The sequence below is a fragment of the Pseudodesulfovibrio sediminis genome (assembly GCF_020886695.1).
GTDB classification, from domain to species: domain Bacteria; phylum Desulfobacterota; class Desulfovibrionia; order Desulfovibrionales; family Desulfovibrionaceae; genus Pseudodesulfovibrio; species Pseudodesulfovibrio sediminis.
Genome location: NZ_AP024485.1, coordinates 2,240,229 through 2,258,305 on the forward strand (window position 1 = coordinate 2,240,229; position 18,077 = coordinate 2,258,305).

Below are 18,077 nucleotides of genomic sequence, written 5' to 3' on the forward strand. Positions count from 1 at the left end.
TCAGTAACGATACGCATTCACAAAACCAAACGCAATGGAATTCATAACTTCTCGACTTCCTTCTTCACCAGGGTAACCAGAGCGGCAAATTGCGGCCTCATCTCTTCAATTCCTTCAATAACCTGCTCCAACTTTCCAAGATAGCAGAGCTTCTCAAGACTCCGTGACTGCGCCATGATGTCCATGGCCAACACATGACTGGCAATGTTGGTGATCGAGTGCAGTGCCACCCCCACTTTTTTGAGGGCCTGCTCCTTGATTCCAGCATCCAGCTTCTCCAGCTTTTCCTCTGCTTCAATAACGAAAAGTTCTAGGATATCCTTGAGTAATTCCATGTTGCCTTCGAACCTGTCGGTCAATGAATCCATATCCAGGCTGACGGGCACAGGAACGCTTTCCACCCGTTTGCGCAGAGGGGATTTTCCCAGCAGGTGCGGCGGAACGCCTACGGATTCCCGACCAGCCATGCAGCGGACAATGGCATCGGACAGGGCGTGCATATCCACCGGCTTGCTGACGTAATCATCCATGCCCGCATCAATCATGCGCTCCCTGTCGCCCTTCATGGCATAGGCCGTAAGGGCAATGATGGGAATCGTCCGGTCGTAGCGTTTGCCGTTGGACTCGCGGATGGCCCGAGTGGCTTCGATGCCGCTCATCTCCGGCATCTGGACATCCATGAGTATCAGATCGATTTCCTTGCCTTTGGACTCAAGGGCCGAGAGCACTTCAAGCCCGTTCTCCACCGAGGTTACGGTGTGGCCGAACATGGTCAGAAAATGGTTGAGATACTTACGATTAAGCGGGTTATCCTCGGCAAGCAGAAGGTTCAGGTGCAACCCCTTGGCCAGCTTCGGCCTGGCCTCTTCCTCAACCAAGGTCTGATTTGCGACCACGCCGAACCAGGCGGTAAAGAAGAAGGTGCTGCCACGCCCGACCTCGCTTTCCACCCCGATCTCGCCGCCCATCATGTTGACGAGCTTTCGGGAAATGGCCAGCCCAAGGCCGGTGCCCTGATGCTTCTTGCGCAGGGAGCTGTCCGCCTGCGTAAAGTTGTCGAAAATCGTTTCCAGTTTGTCCTGGGCAATACCCACACCTGTGTCGCGGACCTTGAAGAGCAGACAAGTACGCCCGGCTTCCTGCTTGGAGACGCTCACGGTCAGTTCAACCAGCCCGCGCTCCGTGAACTTGATGGAGTTGCCGATCAGATTCCATAACACCTGCCCCAACCGGTCTGCATCGCCATTGACTCTGGCCGGTACGTCATCATCGACGGAATATTGAAAGACAATGTTGTTCAGCTCGGCCTGCGGGCCGAAAGAGCGGACCGACGTGGACAATACGGGACGGAAGGAAAAATCGATGGGCTTCAGCTCCATCTTGCCCGCCTCGATCTTGGACAGATCGAGTATGTCGTTGACGATATGCAGCAGGGACCCGGCCGCATCTCGGATCATGTTCATATGCTCGCGCTGTTCATCTGTCAGTCCCGTGGTGACCATCATTTCCGCCATGCCGAGGATACCGCTGATAGGCGTCCTGATCTCGTGACTCATGTTGGCCAGGAACATGGATTTGGCCAGACTTGCTTCCAGTGCCGCGGCAGAGGCTTCCTCGGCGCTCTGATTGGCGGCAATGAGTTTTTCACCCATGAGCCCATGATGGATGGCGGACCCGAACAGGTTGGCTGCCATGGTCAGCGATTCTATTTCGGCAGGCAGCCAGTCCCGCTCCATTCGATGCTCCGACAGCCCCATGAATCCCCACAGGGTGTTCCCGGCAAAAACCGGAACGATAATGATCGACTTGGCCCCACCGGTCTCGAAAAACAACTGCTCTCTCTGGTGAAAATCCTTCACATGTCCAGCCACCACCCGCCTTCTGAGCAACGCCTTGCGCCAGGAGCTATACTCCTCAAAAGACTGGTTCTTGAAAACAGGATTGTCGATGATGGGCTCCACGCCATCCACGACCCATTCATGTCGGATGGACAGGGTTTCGGAGTCACTGTCGCCGTGGGCCTTGCTGAACACGAAGACGCGGGTCACATCGGCGGCCTTGCCCAATGCTTCCATGGTCTTGTCTATGCCGCCTTCCCAGTCCACCTCGCGCAGGAATCGATCGGCGAACCCGGCCAGCACCTGCAGGACCGCGTCTCGACGAAAAAGGATATCTTCAAATTCCTTGTGCAGGGAAATGTCCCTGACCATACCGAAGGCCCCGGTTATTGTTCCATCGCCCCCGGTCTCAACATGACGGACGACATGCAAATGATGCGTCGTGCCCTTGTCATCCAGAATCCGGTACTCAAAATCCAGGGACCATCCCTCGTCAAAGGTGGCGGCGTTGGCCCTGTCATAGACTTCCAGATCTTCCGGGTGCACAAACTTCCTGCCGCTGGTAAACGATTTGGTCAATTTGCGCCCGCCGGATTCGACGATACGGCGTATGCCATCTGACCAGTGGATGTTACCCTGATTATCCATTCGCCAACTGCCGATCTTATCGACTTTCTCCATCCAGTCGAGCAACCCCTGCTTTCGGATGAATCGGGATTCCAGAGTGCTGTATTGTTCCAGATGAAACAGGCTCCGCCCCAGCCGCTCCTCGGCAGCGGAATCCAGCTTGAAGCAATCATACGCGCCCAGTTCTATGGCCTTATTTTCCGACAGGCTTTCTTCATACAAAACAATGACATTGGTATCATATTCACGACGAACACGAATAATGGCCCGCTCCCAGGAGGAATCACTGCCGTCAGGAATCAACAGGACAAGGTCAGCCCCCTCCTTTTCCAGAGGATGCACCCCCCTGGACACAGTCGACAAACGCGACAGGGTGTACTCTCTCCCCTTGAGCAGAGATAGGAGGACCGTGTTGTCCACCGTCTTTCCAGCCAGGACCAATAACTTCACTTCTTCCTCCATGAACAGATGAGCGGGCAGTATTTTGAGCCTTCCTCTGACATACGTATAACCGCAGACAGGACAAGTCCATTAGAGACTTTTCATGGCTTGTTCCACCGTATGATCCTCCTTGACATCTTCAGAAAAACCAACTCCAACCGTCTGAAAAGACAGTTCTTCCAATTATGGCCCACTCTTGCTTTCTCTTCTGTCGAAGTTTACATATATGGCAAGGCCCAAAACGGATCAACCCGACAACCACGACAAAGGTGCCACCATGAATGTTATACCTGAGAGCGACATGATTTCCTTGCTGATGGGCGCGACCCTGGCTGTGAAATGCGTGATGCTGTTTCTCGCCCTCATGTCCCTGTGGAGCTGGACCATCATTTTTTTCAAATTCTTCACCATCGGCACGGCCCGCAAACGGGTTATTGAAGGCTATGACGCATTCATGGCCTCCGACGATCTGTCCAGCGGGCTCAAGGCAGTGGGTGACGAAACGTCACCCCTTACCCGCATTTCCACTTTGGCCGTGAAGGAGTTCCGGCTGCTGGAGAGAGCGGATATCAACCGTGACAGGAAACGTCTGCTGGTCAAGGATACGCTCAGGCGCGTACTCAAGCAGGGCGTGACCAAGGAGATGCGAACCCTGACCCGCAATCTGCCTTTCCTCGCTACGTGTGCCAACGCGGCGCCGTTCATCGGCCTGTTTGGTACGGTCTGGGGCATCATGCACTCCTTTCACTCCATCGGTCTGGCCCAGTCCGCTGCCCTGGCAACGGTCGCTCCCGGTATTTCCGAAGCATTGATTGCCACGGCAATCGGCCTGCTGGTCGCTATCCCGGCAACTATTTTCTACAACTATTTCCTGGGCAAACTCAATGAAGTCGAGTCCGGTATGGTGGACTTCGCCGGAGCCTTTCTGAACCGGGCAGAGCGTGAAATCACCTGGTCCAACAAGTCTGAACAGCGCTAGGAGCGACCTATGGCCATCAAGACCGGCGGCGGCTTTCTCAACGAGATCAACGTGACGCCTTTCGTGGACGTGATGCTGGTGCTTCTGATCATCTTCATGGTCACGGCACCGCTCATGACACAAGGCGTGGAAGTAGACCTGCCCACAACCAAGACAGTGAAGAATCTGCCCAAGGATTCCGACCACCTGGTGTTGTCCGTGAAACAGGACGGCACACTGTTTCTGGATGAGTATCAGGTGGGCATGGACGAGTTGGAAGATCACTTGAAGCGTTTGGTGGCATCCCAGAAAAAGCAGCTTTTCCTGCGTGCGGACAAGGAAGTACCGTATGGCACCGTGGTCCAGGTCATGGGCGAGATCAAATCCGCCGGTATAGACCGCCTTGGTATCGTTGCTGAACAGAAACGCGAAGAGAAAAAGAAGTAATCGGTCATGAAGCATGCCCTGAGTTGGTTTCTCTCCATCCTTTTCCACACCGTCCTTATGGTGGTGTTGCTCCACACTGTGGACCTCGCCCCAATGGACCTGGAAGAAATCATGAAGGTGGAGCTGACCCAGGAGCAGACGCCGGAACCCATCGCCCAGCTCCCCGTGGTTGAAAAAAGGCCTGAAAGCCAACCGGAACCACCGGATGAACCGGAAGCCCCCATGGTGCAAGCGCCCCTCCCCATGGACAAGACCGTGGTTCTAGCTGATCCGCCCCCGACGCCGGAACCTGTAGTCGAACCGGAAGCCGCGCCCGAACCGGAACCGGACGTGGTGGAAATAAGTCCGGTCAAGACCCTGCCCACAGAGGAACCGGTAAAAGACGACGCCCCCAAAACAATTCAGGTTCGCAAGGACTTCACGGTATCCCGCGGTCATGAGGCCCGCTTTGGACGCGCCCTGATGGGAGACTATTTTTCCTATTCCACCCGAGAATTTTCCGGCCAGTTCAAGACGCATGACGACCGCGTCATCTCCATTATCGACGCCCGCAACACCAAGTACGGACGGTTCCTGATCTATGACTCGAAAAACAAGACCCTGCGCCGTCTCAAGCAGGCTTTCGGGAAGTATGTCTATACCATCGGTCCTTCCCTGTTCGCGGATGAGCCCGTGGTGGGGTCGGTGACTTTCATGGCAAAGGATGATCACATCGAACGGTTCATCCTGACCACGAATGACGACCGCATCGCCCACTACCCGCGCAAGGTCCATGTGCGCGAAGAAGAGGTGACCTTTGCCGGGAAGACCTCGGAAATCTCAGGAAACCTCTCACTGCCTCCCTATGGAGACGGGCACCCCGGGGTGGTGATCATCCACGGTCCGGAATGCATTGACCCCGCATTGATACAGGGATTCACCCGCGCCTTGTCCATGAACAATCTGGGGGCCATGACCTTTATTCCCCGGGGCTGCATGGAAGACGAGCCAAACCCGGCCGGAATGGCTGAGCTGACCACCGATACCGTGGCCGCCGTGGCTTACCTACGCACACACGCACGGATGCAGAATGGGGCCGTGGGGTTGTGGGGAAACGGTGCGGGTGTCGCCCCAGCCATTGCTGCGGCCAATCAGGCGCATCCCCCATTCCTGGTCTGCCTGCTTTCGGACAACACCCCCATGAAGAGTGTGCCCAAACGCACGACACTGGCACAACTCGATATGCCTGTCCTGTGGCTGATCACCGGGCGGGAGACCGCAAAGTGGCACTCGCTGGTGCGCACCCTTGAGTCCCTGCGTGACAGAAGCAAAAAGCCCTTCTCCATTGTCATAGCGCCACTCAAGGCAAGCCAGGAAGTTCTGAACGCCGAAAGCACGCTTTCCGCCTGGGTTGAGCAGGTGGCCGAGGACCACGCCCGCCTTGCCGTATCCTGGATACAAAACCATGTGAAATAAACCCTTACATTCTTCCAATTTATAAGAGACTCTTCCTTCCATTTAATCAGTAAAAAAGCTATGGTTTGTCATACTGATCATTATGAAAACCGTGTTTACAAACCAGGCTTACAGTGAAGAAAACAGCATCCTCCGGCCCAGGCTTTCCGGACATGACATCAGCTCCACACCTGTTCGAACAGATCATCAACGCTTCTGGCGTGGCCATGGCTGTGCGTCTGCCGGATCTCTGCCCGATACTCACCAACCAGGCATTTCTGGACTATTACGGATACGGCAAGAATGAGATCGGTATTCTGCCGCCGGAGGCCGTTCTGCCGGATACCACACTCGCCCTCTACGAGACGGATATCCTCCCCACGCTCCAATCAGGTAAAAGCTGGGATGGGGAATTCGCCATCCGCACCAAATTGGGTGAACACCTGACGGTCTGGGGCCGCTTCGACCCCGTTTTCGACGGCTCGGGACAATTGAGCCACATAGTCTCCGTCATGCACGACGCAGTGAACTCCGAAGACCTGAATGCCTGCAACGCAAGCCTGAAATTCATCTCGGACGCCACCAGCGACATCTTTTTCCGACTGCGTCTTCCTGACGGAAAGTTCGACTACCTGAGCTCTTCGGTAGAACGATTTTTCGGGTACACGCTCAAGGAGCACAAGCTGGAACCTCTACTCTTCAAGAGGATTGTCCACCCTGACTGGCGCGAGTATTTCGATGAAATGTGGGAAGAACTGAACAACGGCATCATCAGGCCGGACTACGAACTGCAGTATGTTCACAAATCCGGTGATGTTCGATGGGTCAATCAGCGGCTTGTGTTGCATCGGGACGCGATGGGCACCCCTGTCGCCGTCGAGGGCATTGCCACTGATATCACGGCCCGCAAAATAGCCGAACAGGCCCTCCGCGCCAATGAAGAGAAGTTCCGTTTTCTCACAGAGAATATCACCGACGTCATCTGGACACTGGATTTGGACCTCAATTTCACCTACACCACGCCTTCGGTGAAGGAGGTCTGGGGCTATGACTCGGAAGAAGTAACCAAGATACACCTGTTTGATTTCATCGTTCCCGAATCCATTCCGATCTTTGAAGATGCGGTCAAAAAACGCGCCCAGGTTGAAAGCGAAGGTAATTTTGATTTCGTCAACCGCATGGAACTGGAACATTTTCGTGGAGACGGAAGCCGATTCTGGATGGAAACCGTGGTCAAAAGAATCTTTGATCGTGACGGCAAGCCATGCGGCTATCAGGGGCTTTCCCGCGACATAACTAAAAGCAAGCAGGCACAGGCCGAGCTGGCCAAACGAGAAACCCGCTACAGGACCCTGTTCGAGGATTCGCCAATCTCTCTCTGGGAAGAAGACCTTTCCGATCTCAAACAATATTTCGAGGAACTGAAAGCACAGGGGATCACCGACTTCAGGGAATATTTCTACAACCACCCGGAGTCCCTGAACACATGCGCCTCATTGATCAAAGTCGTCGATGTCAACAAGGCCACGCTGGATCTCCTTGCGGCCCGGTCCAAGGAGCAACTCTTCGGCAACCTGGATAAAATCCTGACCGAAAGCTCCATGGCCGCCTTTACCGAAGAAATAATCATGCTGGCATCGGGAGGATACGAGTATTGCGGCGAGATCACCAACCGCACCTTGAACGGCGAAACCATCTGGGTCATGGTCCACTTCTTTGTTCCGGACGAATACAAGAAATGCCTTTCCCGCGTCATTGTCTCCCTGCTGGACGTCACCCCGAGAAAACGGGCAGAGCAGGCGTTGATGGATTCAGAAGAACGGTATCGCGTTCTTGCGGAAAATTCTCAAGAAGGTGTGGCTGTCACCCAGCACGGACTGACAAAATACATCAACGAATCCATGTCCAGCATTCTGGGCTATACCACCGACGAATTGAAGCAGATTCACCCCATAGAACTCGCCCATCCTGAAGACAAGGCCATGGCCCTGGGCCAAATGGGAACGTATGTAACGGGCAAACGCAAGGATGCCTTCGCCTCATTCAGGGTTATTACGAAAAACAAAGAAATCAAATGGCTGACATTGAATGTCAAACCAATCTCATGGGGCGGCAAGGATGCCCAGATCGAAATATTGACCGATGTCACACGGCACAAGAAGCTTGAAGCCGAGTTGCTGGCCGCTCACGCACAGATGGAAGACCGCATCAACAAGCGAACAGCGGAACTATCCAAAGCCAACGCCCAGCTCAAGGCGGAAGCCGATGAACGCAGCAAGGCTCAGGAGCGCATCACTTCGCTCACCAAGCAGCTCATTCTCGTTCAGGAAGATGAACGGCAACGCATCTCTCGCGACCTGCACGACAACGTGGCCCAGGACCTCTCTTCCATCATGCTCAAGATGGAGACCCTCTTTGACGACGTTGACAACGTGGACCCCAGGCTGGAGGAGCGCGGCGAATCCATGGCCCAGGTCCTGCGCAAAGCCATCGCTTCAGTCCGGGACATCGCCTACGGACTCAGACCGCCTGCGCTGGACCAGCTCGGACTGGTCAAAGCGCTCGACAACCTCTGCCAGGACTCAGGGAGCAAATATGGTTTCTCCGTTGACTTTTTCTCCATAGGAATCGAGACTGTAACTCTGGATTTTGATACGGAAATCAATATCTATCGCATGGTTCAGGAAGCGGTACGCAATATTGGCAAGCATGCTGAAGCCAATAAAATAACGGTACGATTGGTGAAGAGTCATCCCGATATCCTCATTCGCATCGAGGACAACGGAAAAGGCTTTATACCCAAAGAGCGAATGACTGAAGCTGATGCGGAAAAACGAATGGGCATGCGGAGCATGGAAGAGCGGGCCCGCCTTATCGGCGGAACCATGGAAATCCAGTCCAGGATAGGGACCGGCACCAGAATCCTCTTCAAAGTACCCATTGAAAACGCAAGGAGACATGATTGATATGGACATCATGATCGTCGACGACCACCCCCTGTTCAGAGAAGGGCTCAAGACCATCATCAGCCGCGACAAAAAATATGCTGTCTGTGCTGAGTCGGGCAATGGCAAGGAAGGCCTCAAACTCGCCAAGAAATACGAACCGGACATCATGCTGGTCGATATATCCATGGCTGAAATGAGCGGCATCCAGATGATTCGTGAACTCAGGGTGCCCCTGCCCGACACTCGCTTCGTCATCATCTCCATGCACGCCGAGGCCGACTATATCGTGGAGGCCTTCAGAGCCGGAGCCACAGGGTACATGATCAAGGAATCCGCCGCCGCCCAGCTTATCCAGGGACTGGATACCGTGGCGTCGGGCGAAATATTTCTGGACAATGCCCTGTCCCATGAAGTGATCATGAAGCTCATGGAAGCGGACAACAAATCCCAGACGGATCAGAACGACCCGTATTCAACGCTGACGCCCCGAGAACAAGAGGTCATGCGCATGCTCGCCGAAGGACTATCCGTAAAAGCAGTGGCCAACGAGCTGTATATTTCCCCAAAGACAGTGGAGAACCACCGCACCAACCTCATGAAAAAGCTCGACCTGAAAAACACTGTTGAACTGATTCGGTACTCGGCCCGCCTCGGACTGATCGATCTGGAGACCTGGGCGATCTAGACGCGACCATTCACCGCAAAAAAGCCCCTGAGACCCTCGAATACGAGAGTCACCAGGGGCCCTTTATTGGGAATGGCTCAAAAAAATTGCCGCTATCCGGCCGTGATGGAAATCCGCTTGGGCTGTTCCTTCTCCACCTTGGGCAGGTGCAGTTCCAGCACGCCTCCGTCAAGATTGGCCTTGATGCGTTCACGGTCCACCATGTCCGTGATGGAAATGGTACGAACATATTCACAGTCGCCAAACTGCATTTCCACAAAATGTTCGTTCTCACCCAGATTCAGACTGGTCCTGCCGGTGATGGTCAGTTCGTCCTCTTCCAGGTCGATAATCAAATCCTCACGCCTGACGCCGGGCAGGTCCATGTAGACATAGAACCCGTTCTCACGTTCCAGAATATCCGTGGCCGGACGGTAACGAGTCACGCCAGCCTCATCTCTTTTTGCAATGTTACTCATTTTCGCCCCTCCTTTATCCCACTTCGATACTGATATTTCTCGGCTTGACATCTTCGGACTTCGGTAACGTCACCGTCAGAATGCCGTTAACCATGGAGGCAGAGACCTTGTCTCTTTGCACGGGGATACCAATGTTGACAACCCTGTGGAAAACACCGCACTGACGTTCCTGCCTGAAGAATTTTTCATCGGTTGTTTTTCGTTCACCCCTGAGCACCAGCGTCTTGTCGGTCAACGTCAGATCCACATCCTCGATGGAAACCCCAGGCACTTCTGCGCGAACATAAATATTTTCTTCATCATTGCTCAAATTGAGCGGAGGGTATGCCATGCGCCGACTCTCACCTGCCGGAGACCGCAAAAAGTCTTCAAAGACCCGATCAAAGCGTGAAGGGAAATTGTAGAGTGTGTTGAAATCAATTACCATGATATAAAACCTCCTTTTTCTCTCGTTGCAAAAAAGGTAGACACGTTTTTTTATCCGTCAAGAGGGGTGTGGAAAAAAAATGCTCCGTCCCAATTTTCAGGGGCGAAGCATGTGCGGATTCATGGCTGATCGGTCGTTATTTGGAGCCGGTCCATTCCTTTTCGGGCACGGCCTGGTCCACCAGCATGATCGGGATGTCATCCTTCACCGGGTAGACAACCTTGCAGCTGTCGCAGGCCAATCCGTCTCCGGCGGGTTTCAGGGCGACATCACCCTTGCATTTTGGACAGACCAAAATATCCAGCAGTTCAGTATTCATTGTCATTGCAGCCTCCTTGTGCTCACCAACTCTATCCATCCCATTTGAAACTGGCAACCGGCTTTGTTTACTTTACCTCGCACAATATGCGAAGTATTTCATGAAAACAGCATACATCCTCGAATAGCACACACCAAAGAGCACCAATGAGCATTGATCTCCATACGCATACCACTGCTTCAGACGGCACCCTCTCCCCCAGAGAGCTGGTCAAACTGGCAAAGGAGTCCGGCCTGAGCGCAATCGCCATCACGGACCACGACACGCTTCAGGGGATCCCCGAAGCCCTTGAAGCAGGCGAGGAGTACGGCGTCGAAGTCATACCGGGGGCCGAGCTGAGCCTGGAATCCCCAGAGGGAGCGGGCTGGCTGCATGTCGTGGCCCTGTGGGTCCCGCCCAACCCGGTCGAACTCCAGACCGCCTTTGACTGGATCATCGAAGGGCGCGCCATCCGCAACCATGAAATCGTGGCCAAGCTTCGCTCGCTGGGCATCACCATCACCTACGAAGATGTCGCTGCCCGCGCCCGCGGAACCGTGGGGCGTCCCCACTTTGCCCAGGAACTCATCAGGCTGGGAGTAGTCTCCTCCATGAACGAGGCCTTCAAGGTCTGGCTCGGCGACGCTGGCCGTGCGTTTGTACCCAAGCGCAACTTCACGTCTGAACAGGCCTTTTCCATCCTCAACACGCTTGGTGTCACATCCATCCTGGCGCACCCCTTTGCGCTCGGCCTCAATCTTCAGGAAACCGAGGCGTTGACCGCCGACCTCATGCAGCTCGGTCTGGACGGCATCGAGGTCTACTACTCCGAACACTCGGACGCCGAGACCAAAGCCTATGAAGAAATGGCCGATCGTCTTGGACTGCTCGCCAGCGGCGGGTCCGACTTTCATGGTTCCGTCAAACCCAGCATCAGGCTCGGCAAAGGCAAGGGCGGGCTGCATGTCCCTGCCGAGCTGCTCCTCAAGATGAAAGAAGCAAGGAAAGCCAATGGGTTACCAATTTAATCATCCCGCAACCCTGTCGCTCTCCCTGCACCAAAACACGGTCAGCGAGAAGGGTGACGAAACACCCCTCTTTGTTGTAGCCTGCTTCCATGCCTGATATTCATTCGTACATACCTGAATTGCTGGCCCCTGCCGGGGATATGGAAAAGCTTGAAACCGCTATTCTGTATGGTGCCGACGCCGTGTATCTCGGCGGAGAAGGGTTGAACCTTCGAGCCGGCGCCGGTGGTTTTGACAAGACAAGCCTGACGAAAGGCATTGCTTTGGCAAGGGCGGCCGGCGTGCAGGTCTACTACACCCTGAATGTCTATCCGCGTGAATCACACATGGCACAGGTGCGGGAACAGATCGAAACCCTGGGAGAACTCAAGCCGGATGCGGTCATCGCTGCCGACCCCGGCGTGATCCGTCTCATGCGTCGAGAGCTGCCGGAGATCCCGGTCCATGTCTCCACGCAGGCCAACACCTCCAACTCCGAGTCCGTCCGTTTCTGGCGCGAAAACGGTGCCCGCCGCGTAAACGTGGCCCGTGAACTGCGTGCGGCCGAGCTGAACGAGATGCTGTCCGTAACCCGCAAACAGATGCCCAACATGGAGCTTGAAGTGTTCGTACACGGCGCCATGTGCATGGCCATCTCAGGCCGCTGCTACATGTCCGCGCTGCTCAATGACCGCCCCGGCAATCTCGGCGAATGTTCCCATCCCTGCCGCTATGAGTACAAGCCGTCATCCGTGACCTTTGAAGAACGCACCCGGCCGGGTCAGGAGATGTGGGAAATACGTGAATACGGCAATGAAACCGATGCCGAGTTCACCTTTGAGAGCGACGATGAATTTGCCTTTGAAGCCCCCCAGCCAGAGACCGACGCCCCTGCGGACGAGGCACTCTCCGAGGCCCTCGACACGGACGGCTGGACCAAATTTTTTGCCGCGGAAGATCTCTGCCTGCTCCACTACCTGGAGTGGTTCTCGCGCATGAAGGTCGCGTCCGTGAAGCTCGAAGGACGGACCAAAAGCTCCGCCTATCTCGCGCAGGTGGTCGACGCCCATCGCACAGCCCTCAACGACATCGCCACAGGAAAATTTCAGGCCGAAAAATATCTGCCCGAGCTGGTCAATGCCGCCACCCGGCCACTGACCACCGGCTTTTTCGATCCCGACAAACGAGGCATCATTGCCGCGCCACCCGAACCGGGAGAGAAAAAACCCGTGCTCGCACGGATTCTCGAACCGGCAGGCGACAGCAAATGGCTCATCCAGACCAAGGCACGCTGGACAACCTCCGAAAACATGCAGTTGCTCATTCCCGGCATGATCCGCCCAACCATCACACCGCAGGACTATGGCGTGGAAAACGACCAGGGCCTCAAACTCGATGTCTCCCACCCAGGCCAAAAAGGTGTGCTCATCTGCGACCACCCGGAAATCAAACCCGGCATGTTCATCAGGACGCCCGGTATCGGGTGATGCCGCTGGCAGCTGGGGGGAAGGGAGAGAAGGCCTTTTGAAAAAGACCTTCTCTCCCTTCCCCCCAGACCCCCATCCCTCTTTTTCCAAAACATTTTATCGCGCTTTGCGAAGTTGGTGGAAGTGATAAGGACCCTCGCTGTTTCTTATATTCCACATCGCCTCAAGATGCGCCCGTGTATACACACCAGCCCACACAGCACCTTCAATCACTTTTTCCGCCCACTCCGAGCGCAGCGAGCGACAAAAAGTTTTGGAAAGTCCAGAGAACCTTTTAAAGAGGTTCTCTGGCAGGCATCGCCTGAAGCGGCCCTACTTGTCTCCGTAGAGGGCGTAATAGCCGCTTGGGACGACAACCAGGGTGAACAGGGTTGAGGCCACGAGGCCGAAGATGAGCGCCCAGGCAAGTCCGGAGAAGATCGGGTCCAACGTGATAGGCCAGGCCCCGAGCGCCGTGGTCAGTGCAGTGAGCACGATGGGCCGCATACGAACCGCGCCGGACAACACGATGGCTTGCTTGAGCGACTTGCCGCCGCGCACTTCCGACTGGATGAACTCGATAAGCACCAGTGAGTTGCGAATAACGATACCGCCGAGAGCGATCATGCCGATCATGGAGGTGGCGGTGAAGAACACGGGATCGCCGAACCCGCCGATTTCACCGCCTGCAATGACATTGAGCAGCCAGAATCCGGGCAGGATACCAAGCAACGTCAGCGGAATGGCGGACATGATGAGCAACGGCATGACAAACGAACCGGTCTCCGCCACCAGCAGGATGAAGATGCCGAGCAACGCGGCCGCGTTTGCCAGACCGAGATCGCGGAACACATCCAGTGTGATTTTCCATTCGCCTTCCCCCGCCCACTCTGCGGTAGTGCCCGGAGGCATGGGGTTGTCCTTGAGCTTGGATTGCAGATCGAGCACAGCCTCGCCCGGCGGGATACCCGCTGTTTCGGCAAAAACATAGGCTACACGTTTGAGATTCTTGTGATAAACAGGCTGCTCCGCCGACACTTCACGGAAGTATCCCAATTCGGCCAGCGGCACCATGCTCCCTATCCCGCTCTTCATGCGCAACTCACCCAGCGTATCAAGACCGGTGCGCAGATGTATGGGCAGGACCATGCGCACGGGCAACGACTGGCGTTCATGCTCCATATGCACGCTGGCAGGCGTGGCACCGGACAACGCCAAACGCAGGGTCTCCACCACATCCGCGGCGGTCACGCCATGCAGAGCGGCCTTTTCCTTGTCCAGAACAAAATCCACCATCATGCGATCGGTCTCGGAGGAATCATCGATATCAACCAACCCCTGATGCCCCTCCATCAGACCGGAAACATGCTTGGCCCCTTCGATGAGCCCGGCGTAGGGCATCCCCGGCCTGCCATAGATCTCGGTGGTCAGGGTGGAAATCACGGGCGGACCGGGCGGCGTCTCGATAACCTTGATATGCGCACCATGCCGTTTGGCAATGGCGTCCAGCTCACTGCGCAACCTCAGGCCGATGCCGTGGGACTGCATCGAGCGCTCCGACTTATCCAGCAGATTCACACGGATATCAGCCATATTGGACTGCTCGCGCCAGTAGTAATGGCGCACCATCCCATTGAAATCCATGGGAGAAGGCTGACCGGCAAAGGTCACGAAATTGGTCACCTCAGGCACGGTCCGCAGGAAAGACTCGAAATCGCGCACGGCCCTGTCAGTACGTTCCAGCGTGCTGCCTTCCGGCAAATCCAGAAGAATCTGAAATTCATTCTTGTTGTCAAAAGGCAACATCTTGAGAGGCACGAGTCGCATGAGCACCAAGCCCGCGCAAAGAGCCAGTCCTCCGACAATCCCCAAAAGCAGAAACCGACGATTCCGGGGTGTCCCCAGAAACGGCGTGATGATTTTTTCATAGACGGCAAACAGACGGGTGTTGCCTGACGGCTTGCTCTCTTCCTTTGCGGCCATGGACGGGGCACGGTTCCTGAGCAGCAGATACGCCATCCACGGCACCACGGTCAGTGCGGCAACAGTGGAAAAGGTCACGGTCAGCGGCACGTTGGCGGCCATGGGAGCCATGTATGGTCCCATCATGCCGGAGATGAAAAAGAGCGGGGTAAAGGAAATGATAATGGCCAGTGTGGACATGATGACCGGCGGCAACACCTCGTTCACGGCATCAAGGGTGGCACCTAGCGGACCTTTGATCCCCATGCGGATGTGACGTTGGATATTGTCCACGTTGGTGATGGGATCATCCACCACCAGCCCGAGGGACAGGATGAGCGCAAACAGGGTCACCCGGTTGATGGTGTACCCAAAGAGATAGTTCACGAAAAGGGCCAGGGCAAAACTCATGGGCACGGCCAGAGCCACCACCAATGCCTCACGCCAGCCGAGCGCAAAGGCAAGCAGAGCCACGACAGTAATGATGGCAAAGAGCAGGGAAGAGAGCAGCTCGTTGACTTTACCCTGTGCTGTTTCACCGTAGTTGCGGGTCACGGTGACGGTCACGCCCTGGGGTAGAATGTTCCGCTCAAGTTCGTGAATTCTGGCGACGACCGCGTCGGCCACGGCCACGGCATTGACCCCTTTCTTCTTGGCAATGGCGAGCGTTACGGCAGGCCGGGAAACGGATTCGGTCGGTTGATCGACCCGGGCCAGATACACGTCGGAAAAACCGATGCGCGAATAACTGGTCGGCTCCTGCGGCCCGTCTATGATGTCGGCCACGTCACGCAGATAAACCGGCTTGTCGTCGAACACGCCCACCACCAGCGAGGCGGCGTCATCAGCGGACAACAGGAACGACTGGCTGACCACCTGGGTCTCGGTGTCACGCCGCACGAAATTGCCTGCGGACAGGGACCGGTCAGCACCTTTGAGGGCACGATAGACTTCCAGAGGCGACACGTTGAATCCGGCCAAACGGTTTGGGTGAATCTCCACGCGCACTTCTCGACTGCGCCCGGAATGCAGGGAAATACGGGACACGTCCTCAACCTCGGCCAGACGGTGGAAAAGCTCCTCCCCCATGCGCCTGAGATCAAAATCGGAATACCGGGACTCAAAGCCGAAATCCGCATGCAGGGTCAGGTTCACGATGGGGACATCGTCGATCTCCACCGGCTTGACCACCCACCCGGACACGATATTCGGAGCCAGATCGGAATTTTTCAGGATGGTGTTGTGCAACTTGATGAGCGAATCCTCGCGGTCTTCACCCACGAAAAACCGGACCGTCACCGAGGTCATGTCCTTTTTGGAAACGGAATAGACATACTCCACGCCGTCGATCTGCCAGAGCAGCCGCTCCAGAGGGGTGGTCACCAGCTTCTCCACCTCTTCGGCGGTAGCGCCCGGCACCTGAACCAGCACATCGGCCATGGGAACCACAATCTGCGGCTCTTCTTCACGCGGGGTAACCATGATGGCCGCGACCCCGAGCACGATGGCGGCCATGGCCAGAATAACGGACATCTGCGAGGTCAGAAAAAAATGGACGAAAGACGACAGAAAGCCTTTGACCTGGGGCGTTTCCTCGCTCATTGCTGGCCTCCCTCAACCGGCCCTGCAAGCCCCACGACTTCGCCGCCGGACAGACCGGACAGCACTTCCACACGGTCGCCGTACACCTTGCCTGTCCGCACATGCACAGGCTGCCACTCCTGCTCCGTCTGCACCATGACGGTCTCAAGCTGCCCCACGCGCATGACGGCGGCCTCGAGCACCAGAACACTCTCCACCTCACCCAGCGGCACCATAAGCCGCCCGAACATGCCGGGATACAGGCCCGGGACTTCGGGCAGACGAACCTTGACCATAAAGGAACGGGTCACGGGATCGGCCAACGGCTCGATCTCCTCCACCGTGCCGGAGAGAGGGTCGTTGCCCAGTGCGGTGACCTGAACAATCATGGAGTCACCGAGTTTGACCTTACCGATGAGAGATTCACGGACCATGGCCTCCAGATGCAGAGAGCCTCCGGTATGCAGGGTGAGCAACTCCTTGCCCGGAAACGCCAGATCTCCGGGGTCGACCAGTCGCTTGGCCACCTCGCCCGAATCCTGCGCCATGATGGTGGTGTATCCAAGCCCGATTTCGGCTTCCTGAACCACTTCCCCTGCCTCGCGAGTGCGGGCCTGAGCAGCGGCCACGCCCTGTTTGGCCTGGCTGAGATGCGCCTTGGCCTGCAGAAATGCGGACTCGGCTTTTTCGACTTCTTCTGCGGTGACCACTTTCTGATCGTGCAGTGTGCTCATGCGTTGGTAGGTGGTGTCGGCCTTGGCGTAGGCGGCCTGGGCGGCAGCAAGCACGCTTTCGGCCTGGCTGACCATGCTCGCCGCCGAGGATTTGGCCTGACGCGAGCGTTCAAGCCGAGACTTGGATGCCCGGCTGTCGAGCACCACGAGATCATCACCGGCCGCGACCTTGTCTCCGGGCCTGACCAGCACCTTGAGCACCCGACCCGTGACCATCGCTTCCACGCGAACATCGGTCTTGGCCTGCACCGTACCCACGGCGTCATAGAGACGCGGCAGGATGGCCCGCTCTGCCACAACAGTGGACGAGGGCGTAAAGGTGGAGTGCTTTGTACCTGTTGATACGGGGTCTGACCCACAGGCTGACAGAGAGAGAACCCACACCAGAAGCAGTATCATCAATGCTTTTTTCATCATGACTGCAGGTGTATCATAAAACCGATCTCGTCCGCCACATACAACACGGGCTGTAACCCTATCGGCAACCAAACCCGACTGTATCGGACAGCCGTACCATGCCGTACCCCCTGTACACTGGACGCAAAAAAAGTGCGCTGGCCGGTTTGCCCGGCAATCCCTCTGCTGCTTTCCCCTCAGCGTGAAGGCTTCATGCGCACACTAATCTTGTGTTGGTCGCGACTCGTTTCGCTGATATATGGTAAACTGGTGTTTAACGGACATCACCCTCCGTTGCAGTCACTCCGTATATGTTATGGGACTACCCCTTAACAGCGATCCTTGGTAGTCAATATATAAGCACTCAAAT

Annotated in this window: 13 protein-coding genes; 7 read left to right on the forward strand and 6 right to left on the reverse strand. The window is 55.9% G+C overall.

What is annotated here, in order from left to right:
* Positions 1–41: 41 nt before the first annotated feature.
* The gene (locus SRBAKS_RS10790; protein ID WP_229590900.1) at positions 42–2,915 is read right to left on the reverse strand and encodes an ATP-binding protein; all 2,874 of its coding nucleotides are present in this window, start codon (positions 2,913–2,915) and stop codon (positions 42–44) included.
* A gap of 268 nt (positions 2,916–3,183) precedes the next feature.
* Between SRBAKS_RS10790 and SRBAKS_RS10795 the strand changes: the two genes are divergently transcribed.
* The 5 genes from SRBAKS_RS10795 to SRBAKS_RS10815 all read left to right on the forward strand — a co-directional run bounded on the left by SRBAKS_RS10795 (position 3,184) and on the right by SRBAKS_RS10815 (position 9,378).
* Positions 3,184–3,885 carry a MotA/TolQ/ExbB proton channel family protein gene (locus tag SRBAKS_RS10795; protein WP_229590901.1) on the forward strand — a complete coding sequence of 234 codons (702 nt, stop codon included), beginning with the start codon at positions 3,184–3,186 and terminating at the stop codon, positions 3,883–3,885.
* A gap of 9 nt (positions 3,886–3,894) precedes the next feature.
* Positions 3,895–4,311 carry a protein TolR gene (gene tolR, locus SRBAKS_RS10800; protein WP_229590902.1) on the forward strand — a complete coding sequence of 139 codons (417 nt, stop codon included), beginning with the start codon at positions 3,895–3,897 and terminating at the stop codon, positions 4,309–4,311.
* A 6-nt stretch (positions 4,312–4,317) separates the two neighbouring features.
* Positions 4,318–5,766 carry a dienelactone hydrolase family protein gene (locus tag SRBAKS_RS10805; RefSeq protein WP_229590903.1) on the forward strand — a complete coding sequence of 483 codons (1,449 nt, stop codon included), beginning with the start codon at positions 4,318–4,320 and terminating at the stop codon, positions 5,764–5,766.
* Positions 5,767–5,918: 152 nt separating this feature from the next.
* The gene (locus SRBAKS_RS10810; protein WP_229590904.1) at positions 5,919–8,711 is read left to right on the forward strand and encodes a PAS domain-containing sensor histidine kinase; all 2,793 of its coding nucleotides are present in this window, start codon (positions 5,919–5,921) and stop codon (positions 8,709–8,711) included.
* On the forward strand, positions 8,704–9,378 hold the full coding sequence (locus SRBAKS_RS10815; protein WP_229590905.1) for a response regulator: 675 nt from the start codon (positions 8,704–8,706) through the stop codon (positions 9,376–9,378). The genes SRBAKS_RS10810 and SRBAKS_RS10815 overlap by 8 nt, the downstream gene beginning before the upstream one ends.
* A gap of 92 nt (positions 9,379–9,470) precedes the next feature.
* On the opposite strand, the gene SRBAKS_RS10820 is transcribed toward SRBAKS_RS10815, so the two are convergent.
* From SRBAKS_RS10820 to SRBAKS_RS10830, 3 genes are all read right to left on the reverse strand, one after another.
* Complete coding sequence (locus SRBAKS_RS10820) at positions 9,471–9,836, reverse strand: Hsp20/alpha crystallin family protein (protein WP_229590906.1); 366 nt, start codon at positions 9,834–9,836, stop codon at positions 9,471–9,473.
* Positions 9,837–9,849: 13 nt separating this feature from the next.
* Positions 9,850–10,263 carry an Hsp20/alpha crystallin family protein gene (locus SRBAKS_RS10825; protein ID WP_229590907.1) on the reverse strand — a complete coding sequence of 138 codons (414 nt, stop codon included), beginning with the start codon at positions 10,261–10,263 and terminating at the stop codon, positions 9,850–9,852.
* A gap of 136 nt (positions 10,264–10,399) precedes the next feature.
* Positions 10,400–10,588 carry a Trm112 family protein gene (locus SRBAKS_RS10830; protein WP_229590908.1) on the reverse strand — a complete coding sequence of 63 codons (189 nt, stop codon included), beginning with the start codon at positions 10,586–10,588 and terminating at the stop codon, positions 10,400–10,402.
* 140 nt (positions 10,589–10,728) lie between these two features.
* Here SRBAKS_RS10830 and SRBAKS_RS10835 point away from each other — a divergent pair, with 140 nt between their 5' ends.
* The gene (locus tag SRBAKS_RS10835; protein ID WP_229590909.1) at positions 10,729–11,589 is read left to right on the forward strand and encodes a PHP domain-containing protein; all 861 of its coding nucleotides are present in this window, start codon (positions 10,729–10,731) and stop codon (positions 11,587–11,589) included.
* Between the two features lie 89 nt (positions 11,590–11,678).
* A complete protein-coding gene (locus SRBAKS_RS10840; RefSeq protein WP_229590910.1) occupies positions 11,679–13,055 on the forward strand; it encodes a peptidase U32 family protein in 1,377 nt (458 codons plus the stop codon).
* A 312-nt stretch (positions 13,056–13,367) separates the two neighbouring features.
* On the opposite strand, the gene SRBAKS_RS10845 is transcribed toward SRBAKS_RS10840, so the two are convergent.
* Together SRBAKS_RS10845 and SRBAKS_RS10850 are read right to left on the reverse strand one after the other, a co-directional pair.
* Entirely contained in the window at positions 13,368–16,598 is a 3,231-nt protein-coding gene (locus SRBAKS_RS10845) for an efflux RND transporter permease subunit (protein WP_229590911.1), read from the reverse strand.
* Positions 16,595–17,728, reverse strand: coding sequence for an efflux RND transporter periplasmic adaptor subunit (locus tag SRBAKS_RS10850; RefSeq protein WP_229590912.1), 1,134 nt, complete (start codon positions 17,726–17,728; stop codon positions 16,595–16,597). Before SRBAKS_RS10850 ends, SRBAKS_RS10845 begins: the two co-directional genes overlap by 4 nt.
* Positions 17,729–18,077 lie beyond the last annotated feature (349 nt).